The sequence below is a fragment of the Pseudomonas cichorii genome, assembly GCF_015471405.1.
Classification (GTDB): Bacteria; Pseudomonadota; Gammaproteobacteria; order Pseudomonadales; family Pseudomonadaceae; genus Aquipseudomonas; species Aquipseudomonas serbiensis.
This window is the reverse complement of record NZ_BLVZ01000003.1, coordinates 51020-67282: the sequence shown is the minus strand read 5'-3', so window position 1 is coordinate 67282 and position 16263 is coordinate 51020. Positions and strand designations below refer to the sequence as shown.

Annotated in this window: 11 protein-coding genes; 5 read left to right on the top strand and 6 right to left on the bottom strand. The window is 54.0% G+C overall.

Annotated features, from left to right (window positions below):
• The first annotated feature begins 141 nt into the window (after positions 1 to 141).
• Both JL015_RS04325 and JL015_RS04320 read left to right on the top strand, forming a co-directional pair.
• A complete protein-coding gene (locus JL015_RS04325) occupies positions 142 to 1986 on the top strand; it encodes a hypothetical protein (protein ID WP_201017575.1) in 1845 nt (614 codons plus the stop codon).
• A gap of 89 nt (positions 1987 to 2075) precedes the next feature.
• A complete protein-coding gene (locus tag JL015_RS04320; RefSeq protein ID WP_201017574.1) occupies positions 2076 to 5030 on the top strand; it encodes a KAP family NTPase in 2955 nt (984 codons plus the stop codon).
• Positions 5031 to 5376: 346 nt separating this feature from the next.
• Here JL015_RS04320 and JL015_RS04315 read toward each other — a convergent pair whose 3' ends face one another.
• Positions 5377 to 6321, bottom strand: coding sequence for a hypothetical protein (locus JL015_RS04315; protein ID WP_201017573.1), 945 nt, complete (start codon positions 6319 to 6321; stop codon positions 5377 to 5379).
• Between the two features lie 427 nt (positions 6322 to 6748).
• Here JL015_RS04315 and JL015_RS04310 point away from each other — a divergent pair, with 427 nt between their 5' ends.
• Positions 6749 to 7090: a hypothetical protein gene (locus JL015_RS04310; protein WP_201017572.1), complete on the top strand. Its 342-nt coding sequence runs from the start codon at positions 6749 to 6751 to the stop codon at positions 7088 to 7090.
• Between the two features lie 457 nt (positions 7091 to 7547).
• On the opposite strand, the gene JL015_RS04305 is transcribed toward JL015_RS04310, so the two are convergent.
• From JL015_RS04305 to JL015_RS04295, 3 genes are all read right to left on the bottom strand, one after another.
• On the bottom strand, positions 7548 to 7760 hold the full coding sequence (locus JL015_RS04305; RefSeq protein ID WP_122321251.1) for a DUF6124 family protein: 213 nt from the start codon (positions 7758 to 7760) through the stop codon (positions 7548 to 7550).
• 361 nt (positions 7761 to 8121) lie between these two features.
• On the bottom strand, positions 8122 to 8499 hold the full coding sequence (locus tag JL015_RS04300; RefSeq protein WP_201017571.1) for a hypothetical protein: 378 nt from the start codon (positions 8497 to 8499) through the stop codon (positions 8122 to 8124).
• A gap of 16 nt (positions 8500 to 8515) precedes the next feature.
• Complete coding sequence (locus JL015_RS04295) at positions 8516 to 9295, bottom strand: DUF4198 domain-containing protein (protein ID WP_201017570.1); 780 nt, start codon at positions 9293 to 9295, stop codon at positions 8516 to 8518.
• Between the two features lie 314 nt (positions 9296 to 9609).
• Here JL015_RS04295 and JL015_RS04290 point away from each other — a divergent pair, with 314 nt between their 5' ends.
• Positions 9610 to 11166 (top strand): sensor domain-containing diguanylate cyclase, encoded by a 1557-nt coding sequence (locus tag JL015_RS04290; RefSeq protein WP_201017569.1) that lies wholly within the window; start codon positions 9610 to 9612, stop codon positions 11164 to 11166.
• Positions 11167 to 11208: 42 nt separating this feature from the next.
• Here JL015_RS04290 and JL015_RS04285 read toward each other — a convergent pair whose 3' ends face one another.
• On the bottom strand, positions 11209 to 14319 hold the full coding sequence (locus JL015_RS04285; protein ID WP_201017568.1) for an efflux RND transporter permease subunit: 3111 nt from the start codon (positions 14317 to 14319) through the stop codon (positions 11209 to 11211).
• A gap of 33 nt (positions 14320 to 14352) precedes the next feature.
• On the bottom strand, positions 14353 to 15513 hold the full coding sequence (locus tag JL015_RS04280; RefSeq protein WP_201001910.1) for an efflux RND transporter periplasmic adaptor subunit: 1161 nt from the start codon (positions 15511 to 15513) through the stop codon (positions 14353 to 14355).
• A 178-nt stretch (positions 15514 to 15691) separates the two neighbouring features.
• On the opposite strand from JL015_RS04280, the gene JL015_RS04275 reads away from it, so the two are divergent.
• A complete protein-coding gene (locus JL015_RS04275; RefSeq protein WP_201017567.1) occupies positions 15692 to 16243 on the top strand; it encodes a TetR/AcrR family transcriptional regulator in 552 nt (183 codons plus the stop codon).
• Positions 16244 to 16263: the final 20 nt, after the last annotated feature.

The window sequence follows — 16263 nt, the reverse complement described above, 5'->3', positions numbered from 1 at the left end:
GGCTGGCTTCTTTTTTTTGGGCACCATATCGGCTTGGAGAGTGGCCATTGCTATTGATGTCAAACTCACATTACCCTTTGGGTTGAGTGCCGTGGAAATGGCGAGTCGCCTTTCCGTGTTTGATGCCATACGGACAACGAAATGCTCAAGTTTCTTGGAAGATTAAAAAGGATGGCCAAAAGAAACGCTACGCAAGGTATCCAGCCCATGCCAGATGTCACATCGCTGCCACTGACGCAACCTGCATTGAACGCTGTTCCAAAAGTCTGCCTGATTGACACCGCAATCGACGTCTCGGCTCTGCTAACCCAGAAACTCTACGATTGCACGACAGCCACTCTGGGCGGCGATGTAAAGACACCCAAAAACAGAGCGGGTATGCAGACCTACCTCCGCCCATTGGTAATGCTGCCTTCCAATCTTCACGAATTTCACGTGGTCGTGGTTGACTTGGCGAAGACCGACGGCATAGACGAGTCTGAAGCACGCGCCGAGTTGAAAAACACCACCGGTAAAACAGCATATGCGCTGATTAGTTCCTATCCAGAGCAAGTTTTCAACTCGAAGGGATTCGGAGCAACCAGATTTTCTACTGAAATAGAGGATGTTCTCAAGAAGCAATCCGTTATTGTAATTTTCGCAGCTGAAAATGAAAAAATCCATTACGACGTTGCTGAAATTGGAATACATGGCGCAAGCGTAGTTGATCAATTCGACTGCGAAACCTTACGCCTTTGCAGTGGAATAAAAGAGTTCAAGAACAAATTTGGAAAAACAATTGAACTGCATAAAGAAGAGACACGATTCCACTCATTTATCGGCAAGTACCTCAAAGGCGCACACTACGAAGTAACCTTTCCCCATCCCATGGTCTGGAGGAACGGGAACAGCAAGCCGGATGAACGATTTGTTCCTATTCTGGCCAATGCAGGGGATGAAATCGTTGGGTACGCGATGTTTGTTGATGAAGGTGCCGTCTTCGTCCTTCCGCAGTTGGTGCGCAAAGCAGAATTTCTGGTTGAATTCTTTGACAACCTTGCGGGGGTGTTTCCAGACGTTTTTCCGTACAACGGCATGTTTGCATGGCTGGACGACGGCTCTCATCCACTCCCCGGCGAAGAGGAGATTCGTGAACAACGTGCAGCGATTGAAGCAAAGTACATAACTGATGTCGCTGAGAATGATACCGCTATTGCAAATCTGAAAAGTGAATTCAGCTTCCTTCGTGTGATGCTTTCAGGAACGGGAGACGAGTTAGTAGAAGCTGTACGCGAATATTTTGTCTGGCTGGGCTACTCCTCCGCAAAAGCCATGGATGAGCACAGCGAAGATACGCTGGAGGAAGATATTCAAATTGAACTGGAGCCTGGCCTCTTGGTGGTAGAAGTCAAAGGCATCGGCGGAACGTCCAAAGACAAGGAATGCGCTCAGATCTCCAAGATTAAGAATCGACGCCAAGAGGAAAGAAAAGCGTGGGACGTATCAGCCCTGTACATCGTGAACCACCAACGATACGTTTCTCCCAAGCAGCGGATAAACCCGCCTTTTACTCCAAACCAGATAAAAGACGCGCTGCTGGACAAGCGGGGGCTGATTACGACGTATCAACTCTACAACGCCTATTTCGATATCCTTCGCGGATTGATTACCAAGGACGATGTTCGAAACCAGCTGCTGGGGTTCGGGCATGTGAAAATCGCACCGCCGGAGCTGACCGAGATCGGCGTCGTCGACGAAGTTTTCCAAAACGGCCGCGTGGTTATTTTGCAACTGTATGAAGCAACGGTGTCTGTTGGCAGCAAGCTGTATATCCTAAAAAACGACGTATACGAAACTCGGAATGTCTTAAGTCTTCAGCTGGACGGCGTTTCAGTAGACCGAGCCTCCGGTGGCGAGTTAGGCATTCAGGTGGACGCAGCGATCAAGAAAGGGAGCCGGATTCTCATTCCAACTCAGACGGATGAGCCAACGGGCATGGCAGGATGACACTCTCGTTTCTGAAAACCGCTCCATAGAAGCATGAGCATGAAGAGACGGCACATCGGCGAGCGAAAACCTAGCATGGGGAATGAGAAGTGCCATCTGCAAAAACTGTGATGAAGACGCCTGAGTTACTGGTGTTTGGAAGGTTTCTAGCTGCTGGTTTTATTGCGGCAGAGGTCTGGCGTGTTGCATTTTCTCTTGGGAAAAATTTCGCACCTAAAATGCAAGGCATAGCCTCTTGCTTCGTGATTACAGGTATTGCTGCTGGATTGACGCTATGTCTGATCTACATCTTCGCTCGTGGGGCGTGCAGCCTTGTAACACGGATGGTAATCAGCGCCCGAGTAGACCTCTTACTCACGTTCATCCTTGGAGTTTGGGTTGATGAACTCGTATCGCCCTGGTTCACAAAAATTCACACGGCTGTTGCTGCGGCGGACCCAAACTGGGCGCCGACCTTGCTCCTTTTTTTCAGTGCAATGCTGCTGTCTCCACTGGTGCAACAGTACCGGCCTAGAGCTAGGGCGCTACCCCAGCTGTACTTCCTTTCCGATACAGAGGTAAATCGTAAGGAAGAGGACTCGCTCACAACCGAACCACAAGCTGAATCTTTTGCAAGGACAGTGCTCGCCAGCGGTGCTCACACGGGACTAGTCTTTGGAGTGGACGGCCCATGGGGCGTAGGCAAAACCAGTTTCATCAATCTCGCTGAGCGCTACTGGACGCAAGCTCCAGATAAAGTGATAGTCTGTCGATTTGAACCGTTGCGCTATGCCTCGGAACCAGACCTTGCGGATCGGCTGATAAAAGACCTCTCAGCCGCAATTCAGCGGGAAGTATTCGCCCCTGAATTTCGACCAGCTGCCTCCCGATACTCCCGCTTGCTCAAAGGCAAAGCCGACTTTTCCTTCCTCGGCTTCAAGCTTTCTCTTGAACCGTCGCAAGAAACCTTGGATGAGCTGCTGGAGGACATAGATGAGGTTCTTCGTCGCATCGATAGACGGGTAATCATCGTGATCGATGACCTCGATCGACTTGACGCGAAAACCGTCAACTCTGTGTTATTTGCTACAAGGCGAACTTTTAGACTGTCGCGGGCTACATATATCTTGTGCTACGACACTGAAATACTAGCCGGTGCGCAGGAGGAAGGAACGAGAGCAAGGGAATTTCTTGAGAAATTTGTCACTGTCAAGCTGAGCCTTTTTGTCGACAGCTCAAGCATCAAAAATTACTTAGAGCGCGACTGGCAGGGCGAGGGAAGCGAGCTGGGCTCTATCCCTGCTGACACCATGTTCAAACTTGGAGCAGTACTCGGAGAGCTGGGGAAAATTCTTGACGGAAGCTTGGCACCAGCCTATCTGCCGCTCGTTGGAAATTTGCGTAAAGTAAAACGTTTTTTCAACGCCATGCTGATCATGCAGCTTGAACGCAGCGACCTTGCGCGGACAGACTTTAACAAACGCGATCTTATCAACCTCATACTGATTCATCTCCATTATCCAGGGCTCTTCAGAACGATCTATGCAGAAGAAACTGAGCGACGCTCAGGAGTCTTTTCTCTCCACAAAGCACCTGGAGAACGGGAGTTTCAAAACTCAGAGGCGTTTTCGAGCGTGGTTAACAGCCAGCCAAGCCTTGCCCAGTTCCTCCTGAATCAGCTTTTCAACGTCAGGACTCTAGAGCTTTCAGTGCGCATGGATGTCGATGAAGCGACATTGGCTACACGTGCCTGCTTCAACAGTGGCTTATATAGAAATTTGGAAAACTACCTAAAACTTATCGTTCGATTCGCTGCACCCGAACCCCAAAAAACCTACATTTTGTATTCCCAAGCAGTAGACAAAGTTCGAAATGGCGAGAGCATCGCTGCCCTCCTAGCGTCGTCTGATTTTAAGCTAGAGCAAGGCGAGCATCCCCATGATCAATTTTGGAGGCTGCTGATCAATAAATCCTATGATCTTAGCCAAGCTGTCGCCGACGATGCGATCAATATGTTGATCGATTTCATTCCTAAGTATTCATCGTTGACGGACAGCATGGCCTCTCTCCGTCAACGATCAATTTACTCCCTATTACACCTTCTCGACCGAGCTGGATGGGGCAGATCCGCAGTTCGGCGTCACAACATTCCGGAAAATATTCGAGAAATTGCATCTCGGATTTTTGGCGATCACGGCTATGAGGGAAAAGACATAATTGGCAGACTCGCAAGCACTGAACGCGGAGTGCTTGGCTGGAACGATCTGATGCTCTTTCGGCTTCAATGCTCTGCCGATCGACAAGGGCAACTGCACAACCTTCAGTCAGCACTCGTGCAACATGAGGATCCTACCGCGCCCACTACCGGCTACGTGGATGCACTTGCGCGACTAGGTATGCGTGCATTGTCTCAACAGGTGTTTGCGCTGTTTAAGTACACTTACATCGATCAAGAGCGTAATTTCTATGACGATGTCAACGATACTCCTGACAGAGAGTTCCTTGGAACAACCGGGAGCTTGGTAGCCGCAGGTGATTCTCCAAACGCTGACGAAACTCAATCGCGCTCCCTGGCGGAGCGTGTTGCATCAATACGCTCCAGTATCAAATCTTTCGTGATTTACCAACTCAGCAACACCTTGGGCCCTACCGGCTCAGGAATTGGTTGCGGGTTCTACGACGCTCAAGGGACAGGCGATGCAGCAGAGATAGCCAGATTGATGAATGACTATGTATTTGAATTCTGCTTCAACCCAGAGCTTCAGCAGGAAAACGCATATCACTTCACTGATCATTGCCTGGCCAATCTGAGCAATTCGTTCTTCACAGACAGCGATCAGGTTGGTTTTATTCCGACCAAGTCAGGATTGGTGGGAGGGTTTAATGCGCGGGCCCTGGGGAGCTACTGGGCTCGTCACCAAGCCGTCATTCGACAAGCGAATGCGCTTGTGCAAGAGAGATACGTGTATACGATTAATTACACGGCCTCATACAGCGACGATCTCGAACAAGTTTACTCTGTGCTCGACGAACTGGCCGCAGATCCTGCGAGAGATATGACGTAAAGCTTGGGCGCGTGTTTATTAGCTTACTTCATAAACTGTTCGTCCCGGCAAGCGTCTACAGAGCATGTGTCGATTTGCTCGGACCCCAGAGGCGATTAGTTAATGTGGTCAGATCAATTTTTAATTAGTAGCCTATGGCGCAATTCTGCTTAGCGGGTTTCGTACGCCATAGACCGCTTCGCGAATTTAGCCAGGGGTGGAGGCGTATTGATCTGGCCAATTCTTGCCAACCGGCAGATATCGGCCAGAAGCGGACATTGGGCCACACACGGCGATATATTCCGGGCATACCAATCCAACGTCATATACGTTGCTCGCTAAAGATCAGTGCTTCACTCGGTCATTTTTATACATTTACCAGCTTGGCCAGCGTTTTTGGCGGACGTGCAGTGATTTCAGCAACCAATCGATTTAGCTTTATCCCACGACCTGGATTAGTGCTCGAACTTTCAATGAAAATCCTAGCTATATTCGAAACTAGTTCGTGGGCCACTTCCACGATAGACTCCATTGACAGCCCAACGCTTAAGCCGCCCTTCAGGTAGTCCAAGCCATTAATGTTATACACTTTGTAACCGCCAAGGCTGCACACCGGTCGAGCTGTTGCATTGATAATACTTACAAAGTAATCATCTTTAATGCTAGACATTTTCCCGTACTCATCAAACTCGTGATCAATTAGACTTTTGAAAACCGACGTGTTCAAAAGACGATCATTAGGCTTTCCTATATATACGTACGGAATGGATATTTCTCGGTTTCCGAGCATCGCTTTGGGCGCATATGACATGGCTACAGTATTGTGTTTTAAATAGTTATTTAGTACGTAAATTTCATAGAATTTCCCAATAAACAGGAAATCATAAGCCTTCAAAAAAGCTTTTTTGCAGTCTTCATAGAAGTCACCACGGTATTTTTTAGGCGAATTCAGAACCCCAATAGAATTCAACTTGAATATTTTATCGATTTCAGCACTGAGCTTCTCATCTTTCTTTAGCGGTATATACTTGGTCTTCCCCTGAGAGTTCGTTCCGATATAGGAAAATACCACCCATCCATGGTAGTACTCCGTAAGTATTGAGAGGTTATGAATAAGTGCATCTAGGTTATAGGAAAACTTCTCATCAGTGACGTAGAAGTAGGGACCGTTTGCTTGGTCATCTAACCCTTTCTCGACTTTCTTGGTGAGATGCAGCACTTTTTTTAACTGGTACTCTAGGGCATTTTCACAGCTTGCCTTGAATGCATAATGATCATCATTACTTAAGATTTCAGAGATGGGGATTAGCATTATAATTCCTTTTAAAGCTACATATGCTCAAACAAGGTAGCAAAGTGCCACTTTCTCGTCCATGAGATTCGCTCATTGCTGGAGATTGTGCAATAGGTCGTTTCGTGGGCATAGTCCCCAGTAAACCATAGTGACCACCGCCGAGAAAATTGTTGACGCTTGCAGTAACGGGGTACCAGCCGACGATGTGCACCGAGCCAGCCCAAACAGCTCTATGACGTGCACTCCTCACAATCAGGTTTCTCTAACAGAAACAGCAAGCCGGGTGAAATCGCTCCTAATTTTAAAGACGCATCCAGCTCACAACTTTTGGCCGATCTCTGCTTTTGCCACTGACCGCTTTGGGCCGCTAGCTGCCCTCCGCCAAGGGCGGTATCCACTCGGAATGGTTCAACCAACTCGTAGCGGATACCGTGCGGTGTTTCTATTGAACGAACTTCAGGCATGCGAACCCGATCTTGATTTTCAGTTGTTGAATGGGGTCAATGTTTTTCTGGTCGCCGACTTTCTTGATGACGCCTATGCAGCAGAAATGTTGCTCGCGGTTGAAGATCTGAAGAATGCCTGCCTGGGGCTTGCTCCAGAAGCCTTGGGTCAAGGTATAGGTGGCACCGTCCTCGGGCGTAAAAGAGAACGGTATCTTGCAAACGCTGTCTCCTACGGTCTGCCACTAGATCAGGATCAGTTCCGTTCACGGCAACCCGAGATTCGATTTAGTCGCTGTCAGAGGGCAGGATGGTGTAACCCTCCTAGCATCCATTGTCGCTGAATGTCATGGCATCCAGTCTCGCGCCATTTCCAGCCTTGAGGCGAATCGTTGCAGAGGGTTCATCGGTGCCAAGGCATGCTACTTGCCCTGCAAAAACGAAGTGCACAGCCAATTACCAACGCGCCTGCCAGCAAGATACAGCGACTGGACTTTTGATTGAGGTACATCCATCTCTCCCTGATTCCATTGAGTGTCCTGACCATTCCGGGGTATGGGACCGCCGAATAGCGGGCTGATGATAGATGCGACGATGTATCAACCAGTATTCAGGACATGGGCTGGACAAGGATATTCTTCGTTCCTGATCACACTTTCAGTCTTTGCTCTCTTACCCCAGCCTTGCCGGGCATTGTTTCGGTGTCTTTAAAGCTTTGCTGTACTGACCGGAAAACATTTTTTTCGTAGGACCGGATAAGCAGAGCACCACCCAATCCGGCCCCACACAGTCACTCCAGCTTCAACGCAGCTCCACTCGCTCCAACGATCGATCAAGCTCAGCTCTGGCCATGCCAATCAAGTGCACAACTGAAAAAGCTAGATCACGTTTGGGGCCATTGAGGCTGTCGCCGGATTCGTAGGCGGTGGCGGCTGCGCAACGCAGCAGTTCGGAGATGTGCAGCAGGGATTCTTCGAGGGAAGGAACAGGTGGGTCGGGGGTTACTTTTTTCACGGTCGAGTTACCTATATCGGGCCACCTTTCACTCACTGCTAAATGACAGAGGGTGGCGACTTTGACGCGGGTTAGCAGACCGGTAACTCAACCAAAACCGGCGCACCCGAAGGTGCCCCACGCAAAGCCGCCATATAGGCGTGACTCTTGCGTGGTTGAGCTATGCAGGCTGCTAAACCCGATCACTGATGAGCAGTGACCGGCACAGCCTAGAGAGCCAAAAACACCCACGCAAGGGGATGAGATTTTCTAGGAAACTTCGTGCGGATGATAGGGACGGGTCTGTAAGAAATGCCCTGCAAGCAGGGCATTTTCGTTAGTTTAAGTAACACCGATCACCCACAAAGCCACCTTCAAACCATCACGGAACCTTGAACCGGGCGCTGACCTTGGTCTTGCCGTCCGCCAGGGTCAGCAGGGCGCTGATCCGTGAGCCCGACTGGTAACTCACGCCCTTGCTTTGCAGTTGATTGCCGCTGAGCGCGACGATGTCGGTTTTAACCCGTTTGTGGCGGGTGGTGATGGTGAGTACCCCGGTGACATTCTCTGCACTGACGGGCTCATCATGGTCGGTCAGGTACAGATCGACCGTATCGCCCTCAGCAACCATTTCAATGGCGACCAGCCCGGCATCCTCGATCAGGCCACCGTGCTGTGGCTGGGGGACACCATGGGCACTGGCCTGGCTCATGAGCAGGGCGCAGGTCGCGGCCAGCAGGGTCTGGAAAACAGCTTTCATGACAAGGCTCCATCAATCACTTTTTGTTCAGGCGAGCGATTTCAGACGCTGGCAGGCTTGAGTCGGCTCGGGGCAGAGGTGCCAGGCCTGTATTCTTGTGGAAGGAGAGCGACGAGCTATAGGCCAGGATGTCGTATTTTTCCTTGTTGCCATCAAGGCCGACACGTTCTCCACCCGCCGAGCGATCGCGGTATTCGATACCCAGCACATAAGTGCCTTTCCAGGGCAGCTTGAAGCTGACCTTGCCTTCGCCATCTGTATTGGCCAGCCGCACCCAGCCGGAGCCCGAAGACAGGGTCACGGGAACATTGCCCAACGGGTCTTGCAGGTGAAAGACCTGAAACTCCACTTCATCGCCCTTTACGACGCCTGTCGGCACGATATCCAGGTCCAGTTCGGGCTCGCGTACACGAAAGTCGCTGACCCAGCGGGTGGCTGGTGTCCAGTAGGCGCTGACGGTCTTGCCTTCGTCCTTGACCTGAAAGATCGGGTACTGCTTGTCGACGGCCAGCAATGAATCATTCTTGCCTGGCTTCTGAGCGACCGAGAAATGGTCGCGTTCGAGTTTCATCTTCAGCGGGACCGTACCTGAGGCGCTTGTCCACTGAGCTTCCAGGGCCTTGAAGCGATCCATGCCGCCGGGTGTGACTTCCAGCATGTTGCTGTCATATTCGCCGTAGTAGAACGTCATGCTGCGGTCCGGGGCCTGCTCGAACCAGATCTGGTGAGCCTGTACAGAGTGGGCTGCAAGCAGGATTGCCGAAGCGGCAAGCAAGGTGCTCAGGGTTTTCTTCATGACGGTTTCATATCCATTGGGCCAAGCCGGCCAGAATACCCAGCGAAAGCTTCTGTGTCAGGCTTGTGCGAGCTTTTTCAGAGCTAAGCTCATGATCTGGCCGCCAATTTTTTTCGTATGAGGCCCAAAGCTTTTTCCGTTCAAGGCCGGAACACGTCTACTGTTTCAATAAGGAATATGGACTAGGGATGCGAGCAAATCTTGGAAATGATGGCAAAAGAATGGTACAGGGTTGGTACACATCATGAGTGCGCAGGTTCAATGATGAATCCGTGTACGTCGAACATGTTTTCAACCTGCCTTGGAGGCTGCCTTTGAAGAGTGATCTTCGTCTTGCCTCATTGCTGATTTTTGTTGTGTGCCTGTGCGTCGTGTTACTGACGGTATGGCAGATAGTGACGGTTCGCCAGAATACGCTGGTGAGTATCGAAACCAATACCGTCAACCTCACCAGTGCCCTGAGCAACTACACCGAGGGCATGTTCAGGCAGAGTGAGTTGATGCTGGTCGGCCTTATCGAAAGGGTCGAGAAAGAGGGTGTCGGCGAAAAGCAGATCGACCGCCTGAGGTCGGTGGTTGCCCAGGAAATGGCAACGCTGAAAGCGTTGAACAGCGTGGTGTTGTATGACGCAGAGGGCAACGGGGTCTTCCTGAGCAACCGGCATATCCCCAGGATGGGGGGCGAAGATCGCGAGTTCTTCATGTACCACAAGAATAACCGCGACCGAGGTGTATTCATCGGCCCGGCTTTTCAAAGTCGTGTCACGGGGGCTTGGCTGGTTTCGATCAGCCGGCGAATCGACAATCCTGACTCAGGTTTTGCCGGCGTCATGCTGATCACCATCAGCATCGATCATTTGCTCAAGTTCTACTCCAATATTGATGTCGGGCACACCGGGGTCATCAGCTTGAGTTCGGCACAGGGACGGCTGTTGGTCAGGTACCCCTTCCGAGAGGCTGATATCAATCGCGATCTGTCCTCGGCACCGATTTTTGCCATGACCCGGAAGAGCCTGTCCGGTACGGCCGAGTTCATTTCCAATGTGGATGGTGTGGATCGTCTCTATGCATTCAAGAGGAGCGAATATTACCCGTTGGTGACCACGGTGGCGGTAGGGCGCAACGAGGCCATGGAAATCTGGTGGAGCCAGGCCCGGCAGTCGATTGTGGTGGTGCTGGTGCTATTGGGGTTGCTGGTTGGATTGGGGATTCGCCTGATTGGCCACATCCATCGCCGCATACGGGCCGAAAGCGAACTGCTGGTTTCCCAGGCCGCGCTGATCGAGCTGAACCAGAGCCTGGAACTTCTTGCCTCTCAGGACAAACTGACGGGGTTGGCCAACCGCAGGCGCTTCGATCAGTTTCTGGATATCGAATTCAAGCGTGCCAAGCGCGAGCGGCGTGCCTTGTCGCTGATCCTTATCGATGTGGATTACTTCAAACTCTATAACGACCATTACGGCCATCTGGCGGGTGATGAGTGTCTTAAGACCATCAGCCGGATCATCGAGCAATGCATAAGACGCCCTGGAGACATGGCGGCCCGCTATGGCGGTGAGGAGTTTGCGGTGGTCATTCCCGATACTGACGAGGCGGGTGCCAGCGCGGTCGCCGAGGCGATTCTGGAGCGCATCCGCACTCAATGCATCGAGCATATATCGAGCCCCTTCAACATCGTGACCATCAGCCTGGGGGTTGCAACGCTTGCGCAGCGCAATGAGCCGGTGAATCAGGAAGGGTTGATCGAACTGGCCGACCGGGCGCTGTATTCGGCCAAGTCACAGGGCAAGAACCAGGTGAGCATGGCGTCGAAGTTCCTCCTCGACGTCAGCCCGGCCTGGTCACAGATCACGGCAAGAAATAATCCGTAGCGAATTCATTCGCGAATGAGCGGAGCGCCGCCCGATTCTCTCCTACTTGATTGCATTGGGCTTGCGGCGTAATACCGACAGCACCCAGACAAAGAAGATCGGCACCAGAATCACGCCCAGCAGGGTCGCACTGAGCATGCCGCCAATCACGCCTGTACCGATGGCTCGCTGGCTGGCAGCGCCGGCACCGGTAGCGATGGTCAGCGGGACGACACCCAGGATAAAGGCCAGCGAGGTCATGACGATCGGGCGGAAGCGCAGGCGTGCTGCCTGGAGAGCCGAATCGCGCAGGGAATGCCCCTGTTCCCACAGCTCCTTGGCGAACTCGACGATCAGAATCGCGTTCTTCGCTGCCAGACCGATGATGGTGATCAGACCAACCTTGAAGTACACATCGTTAGGCATGTCGACCGCCGTTACAGCCAGCACTGCACCCAAGGCGCCGACCGGTACGATCAGCATCACCACCAGCGGGATCGCCCAGCTTTCATAAAGCGCAACCAGCAACAGGAACACCACCACCAACGCCAGGGCGAACAACACCGTTGCCTGGCCGCTGGCTACTTTCTCCTGATAGGAGAGGCCGGTCCACTCATAGCCAATGCCCGGTGGCAACTCGGAGACAATCCGCTCGATCTCGGCCATCGCCTCGCCAGTGCTGACACCCGGCGGGGCATCACCCGAGATCTTGAACGCCGGATAGCCATTGTAGCGGGCGATCTGCACCGGGCCTTCCTCCCAGTGAGTGGTGACGAACGCAGCCAGTGGAACCAGTGTGCCGCTGCTGTTGGGAACATGGAGTTTCAGAACGCTTTCCGGTGTCATCCGCGAGTCCTGATCGGCCTGAACCACGACTCGTTGCTGTCTGCCGGCGTTGGCAAAGTCACTGATGACCGAGGAGCCAAATGCCGTGGACAGGGCATTGTTGATCGACTCGAAACTCACCCCCAGGGCGCGGGCTTTTTCCCGGTCGATATTCAGACGCAGTTGTGGTGCTTCGGCCAGGCCTTCCATCATGGCGTAGAGGATTTTCGGGTTGCCATTGGCCTTGCCCAGCAATTCATTACGTGCTGCCAATAGGGCTTCGCGGCCCAGACCTGCACGGTCTTGCAGGCGCAGGGCAAAACCGCCCGACGTGCCAAGGCCTTCGATTGGCGGTGGTGTAACGGCCATGACCGTACCGTCGCTCAGGCCGGCGAAATGCTGGTTGAATGCTGCTGCTTCGTCGGCGGCCGACTGCCCCTTGCCGCGTTCGGACCAGTCCTTCAGGGTCGGGAAAGCCAGGCCGGCGTTTTCGCCCATGCCGGAGAAGCTGAAGCCCAGCAGCATCGTCACCGCGTCGTTGCTCTCCCGGGACATCAGGTATTTTTCCAACAGTTGCGCAGTTTCATCGGTGCGCGCACGGGTCGCGCCGGGCGGTAGTTGCACGTCGACGATCAGGTAGCCCTGGTCTTCAACTGGCACGAAGGATTCCGGCAGACGCAGATAGAAAAAGCCCAGCAGACCGACGATGCCCACATACAGCAGCATGTAACGGCCCGCACGTTTGAGCATGCTTGAACTCAGGCGCTCGTAGCGGTGGGTCAGCTTGTTGAACAGACGGTTGAAGCCACCGAAGAAACCGCGCTTCTCGTGATGCCCGGCCGGGATCGGCTTGAGCAGAGTGGCACACAGTGCGGGTGTGAACGTCAGGGCCAGGAAGCCCGAGAACAGGATCGACACCGCCAGCGACAGCGAGAACTGCTGGTAGATCACGCCCACCGAACCGCCCATGAAGGCCAGCGGCAGGAACACCGCAGCCAGCACCAGGGTGATGCCCAGAATCGCGCCTGACACCTGACCCATCGCCTTGACCGTCGCGGCCGCCGGGGACAGGCCTTCTTCGGCCATGATCCGCTCGACGTTCTCCACCACCACAATGGCGTCGTCCACCAGAATACCGATGGCCAGTACCATGCCGAACATGGTCATCATGTTCACCGAGAAGCCCAGCAGGTACATGATCGCCAGCGTACCGGCCAGACAGACTGGCACCACAATGGTCGGGATCAGGGTGTAGCGGATGTTCTGCAGGAACAGGAACATCACCAGGAACACCAGCACCATGGCTTCGATCAGGGTGTAGATCACCTTGTCGATGGCCACACCCACGAACAGCGAGGTGTCATAGGGAACGGAAAACTCGACATCGTCCGGGAAATTCACCGACAGCTCGGTCAGGCGCTGTTTGACCGCCTTGACCGTCTCGATGGCGTTGGCGCCCGGCGATAGCTGAATGGCAGCCGCTACGGCACGCTTGCCGTTCAGGCGCGACTCGAAGTTGTAATCCTGGCTGCCCACGGCAAGGCGTGCGACATCGGACAGATGCACGGTGGAGCCATCCTGATTGGCGCGCAACACGATGCGCCCGAACTCCTCGGGATTATCCAGAGTGCCCTTGACCGCCAGCGTCGCGGTCAGCTCTTGCAGGGACGAGCCGGGGGTACTGCCGAAGCTGCCGGCAGGTACCTGAACGTTCTGGCCCTGAATTGCGGTGTTCACGTCATCGATGGACAGCCCGAAACCCACCAGCTTCTGCGGGTCGATCCATACGCGCATGGCGGCTTCGGCGGCAAAGAACTGCAACTTGCCGACACCGGCCACGCGGCTGATTTCATTGTTGACGTTACGCGCTGCATAGTCAGCCAGGGCAACGGTGTCCTTGTTGGTTGAATCACCCTTGTAACTCAGGGTGAAAATCATCAGGAAACCGGAGCTGGCCTGTTCCACTTGCAGGCCCTGGCTCAGGACAGGTTGCGGCAGGCGTGCTTCGGCTTTCTTGATGCGGTTCTGTACTTCGACCTGTGCCATGTCCGGGTTGGTGCCCGGATTGAAGGTCACATTGATTTCGGCAGAACCGGTTGAGTTGCTGGTCGACTCGTAATACAGCATCCCCTTGGCGCCGTTGAGTTCGTCCTCGATGACGCTGGTGACCGAGTCCACCAGCACCTTGGCGGAGGCGCCCGGGTAGGTGGCAGTCACGGTGATCTGCGGCGGAGCCACGACCGGGTATTGCGCCACCGGCAATGACGGCAGCGCCATCAGGCCTGCCAGCAGGATGAACAAGGCAACGACCCACGCGAAGTTGGGGCGCTTGATAAAGAACAGTGACATAGAAGGTTATCCTTGATCGCGCTGAAGTCGGCCTTACAGAGCCTTGGCCTGCTGTTGAGCGGGTTGCGATTTGGGGACTACCTTGTCACCAGGATTGAGGCCGGTCATGTTGCCGACGATGATCTGCTCGCCTGCGCTCAACCCTTCGGTGATCTGCCAGCGCGAGTCCTGCATCGCTCCGGTTTTCACCGGTCTGGCTTCCACCGTTCCATCCTTGCCGATGACCAGCACCTGGGCTGCGCCGTCGCTGGAACGCTTGATGGCACGCTGAGGAATCAGGATCGCGTTATCGCTTGTGCTCTGTGGCGTGCGAACCCGCACATACATGCCTGGCAACAATATGCCTTCGGGGTTGGCGAAGCGGGCGCGCAGGGAAACCTGACTGGTGGTGCGGTCTACCTCGATGTCGGTGAACAGCAGCGTGCCACGGCTCTGGTAATCGGTACCTTCGACGCTCAGGGAAAGGGCATCTTCACCGCCCTTGGGCAGGCTGCCGTTCTGGATTGCGGTACGCATGCGCAATGCATCGGCCACCGGCTGGGTGAAGTCGGCATACACCGGGTCCAGTTGCTGGATGGTCGCCATCAGTGTGGTTTCGCCCTGGCCGACCAGCGCACCTTCGGTGACGGTGGCACGACCGATACGCCCGGAGATCGGCGCCTTGACCGTGGCATAACCCAGGTCCAGCCTTGCTGTCTCGACATCGGCCTGGGCCGAGCGTTTTGCGGCAATGGCGTTTTGCAGTGCGGCCCTGGCGGTGTCGTAGTCCTGCTGGCTGACTGCTTCGATTTTCACCAGGGGTTCATAGCGTTTGACGGTGGCCTGGGTCTCGAACAGCGTGGCCTCGGTGCGGGCCAGATCACCCTGGGCCTTGGAAAGGGCGGCCTTGAACGGAGCAGGGTCGATCTGGAACAAGATGTCGCCAGCCTTTACATCGGCTCCTTCCACGAAGTTGCGACTGAGCACGATACCCGCGACCCGGGCGCGCACCTGGGCGACTCTAACCGGCTCGATGCGGCCGGGCAGTTCGTTGATCAGGGTGAAAGCCTCGGTCTTGACGGCAACAGACTCGACCTCCCGTGGTGCGCCTGACGCTCCCCAGCCCTGTTGGGCTTTTTGATCACAACCTGCCAGGCCCAATGCGGCCAGCAGCGTCACAACCGGAATAACACGCCATTCGCGCAACGTACTCATGCTTTCACCCGGGCAACGCCCATTAGTCGCTAAAGTTGCGAATGATCTGTTTTGTACTAAGGTGAGTCAATATTGACTCATATGAATCTTTTGTGAGCAATTGTTAATGTTCTTTGAGGAAATGGGCTTTTTCTGCACAATGCCCGCCATGCCATTTTGACGAGTGAAAGACCACCCAATGGATTTACCCGCTGCTGATGAAAAACTCCTGAAAGCTCTGGCTATCGCGCTTGTCGAACATCCGGCAGGCACGTTCAAGGACATCGCCGAGGCTGCCGGCGTGAGCAAGGCTACCCTCAATCGCTTTTGCGGGACCCGCAGCAACCTCATCGAAATGTTGCTCAACCATGGCTCGTCGCTGATGAACCAGGTCATTGAAGCCTCGGACCTGGAGCACGCTGCACCGCTGGATGCATTGAGCCGTCTGATCGAAGGGCACCTGACCCATCGTGAAGTGCTGGTGTTCCTGTGCTTTCAATGGCGCCCGGATTCCATGGACGAACGCTGTGGCGGCACCCGCTGGATGCCGTATTCGGATGCTTTGGATGCCTTCTTCCTGCGTGGTCAGCGCGAGGGTATTTTCCGGATCGACATCGGCGCACCGGTACTGACGGAAATCTTCGCTTCCCAGCTGTTCGGGCTGGTGGATGCAGAACGGCGCGGCCGGGTGGCGCGCTCCGGTATGGCAGCATTGTTGATGCAGTTCTTCTTGCAGGGCGCGGCGAAGTAAGGACAAACCATCTGTCGCGG

What these genes read in the sequence shown, in the direction of transcription:
- JL015_RS04325 (WP_201017575.1), top strand. Translation starts at nt 142, where the DNA reads ATGCTCAAGTTTCTTGGAAGATTAAAAAGGATGGCCAAAAGAAACGCT.
- JL015_RS04280 (WP_201001910.1), bottom strand. Translation starts at nt 15,513, where the DNA reads ATGAGTACGTTGCGCGAATGGCGTGTTATTCCGGTTGTGACGCTGCTG.
- JL015_RS04315 (WP_201017573.1), bottom strand. Translation starts at nt 6,321, where the DNA reads ATGCTAATCCCCATCTCTGAAATCTTAAGTAATGATGATCATTATGCA.
- JL015_RS04275 (WP_201017567.1), top strand. Translation starts at nt 15,692, where the DNA reads ATGGATTTACCCGCTGCTGATGAAAAACTCCTGAAAGCTCTGGCTATC.
- JL015_RS04295 (WP_201017570.1), bottom strand. Translation starts at nt 9,295, where the DNA reads ATGAAGAAAACCCTGAGCACCTTGCTTGCCGCTTCGGCAATCCTGCTT.
- JL015_RS04285 (WP_201017568.1), bottom strand. Translation starts at nt 14,319, where the DNA reads ATGTCACTGTTCTTTATCAAGCGCCCCAACTTCGCGTGGGTCGTTGCC.
- JL015_RS04300 (WP_201017571.1), bottom strand. Translation starts at nt 8,499, where the DNA reads ATGAAAGCTGTTTTCCAGACCCTGCTGGCCGCGACCTGCGCCCTGCTC.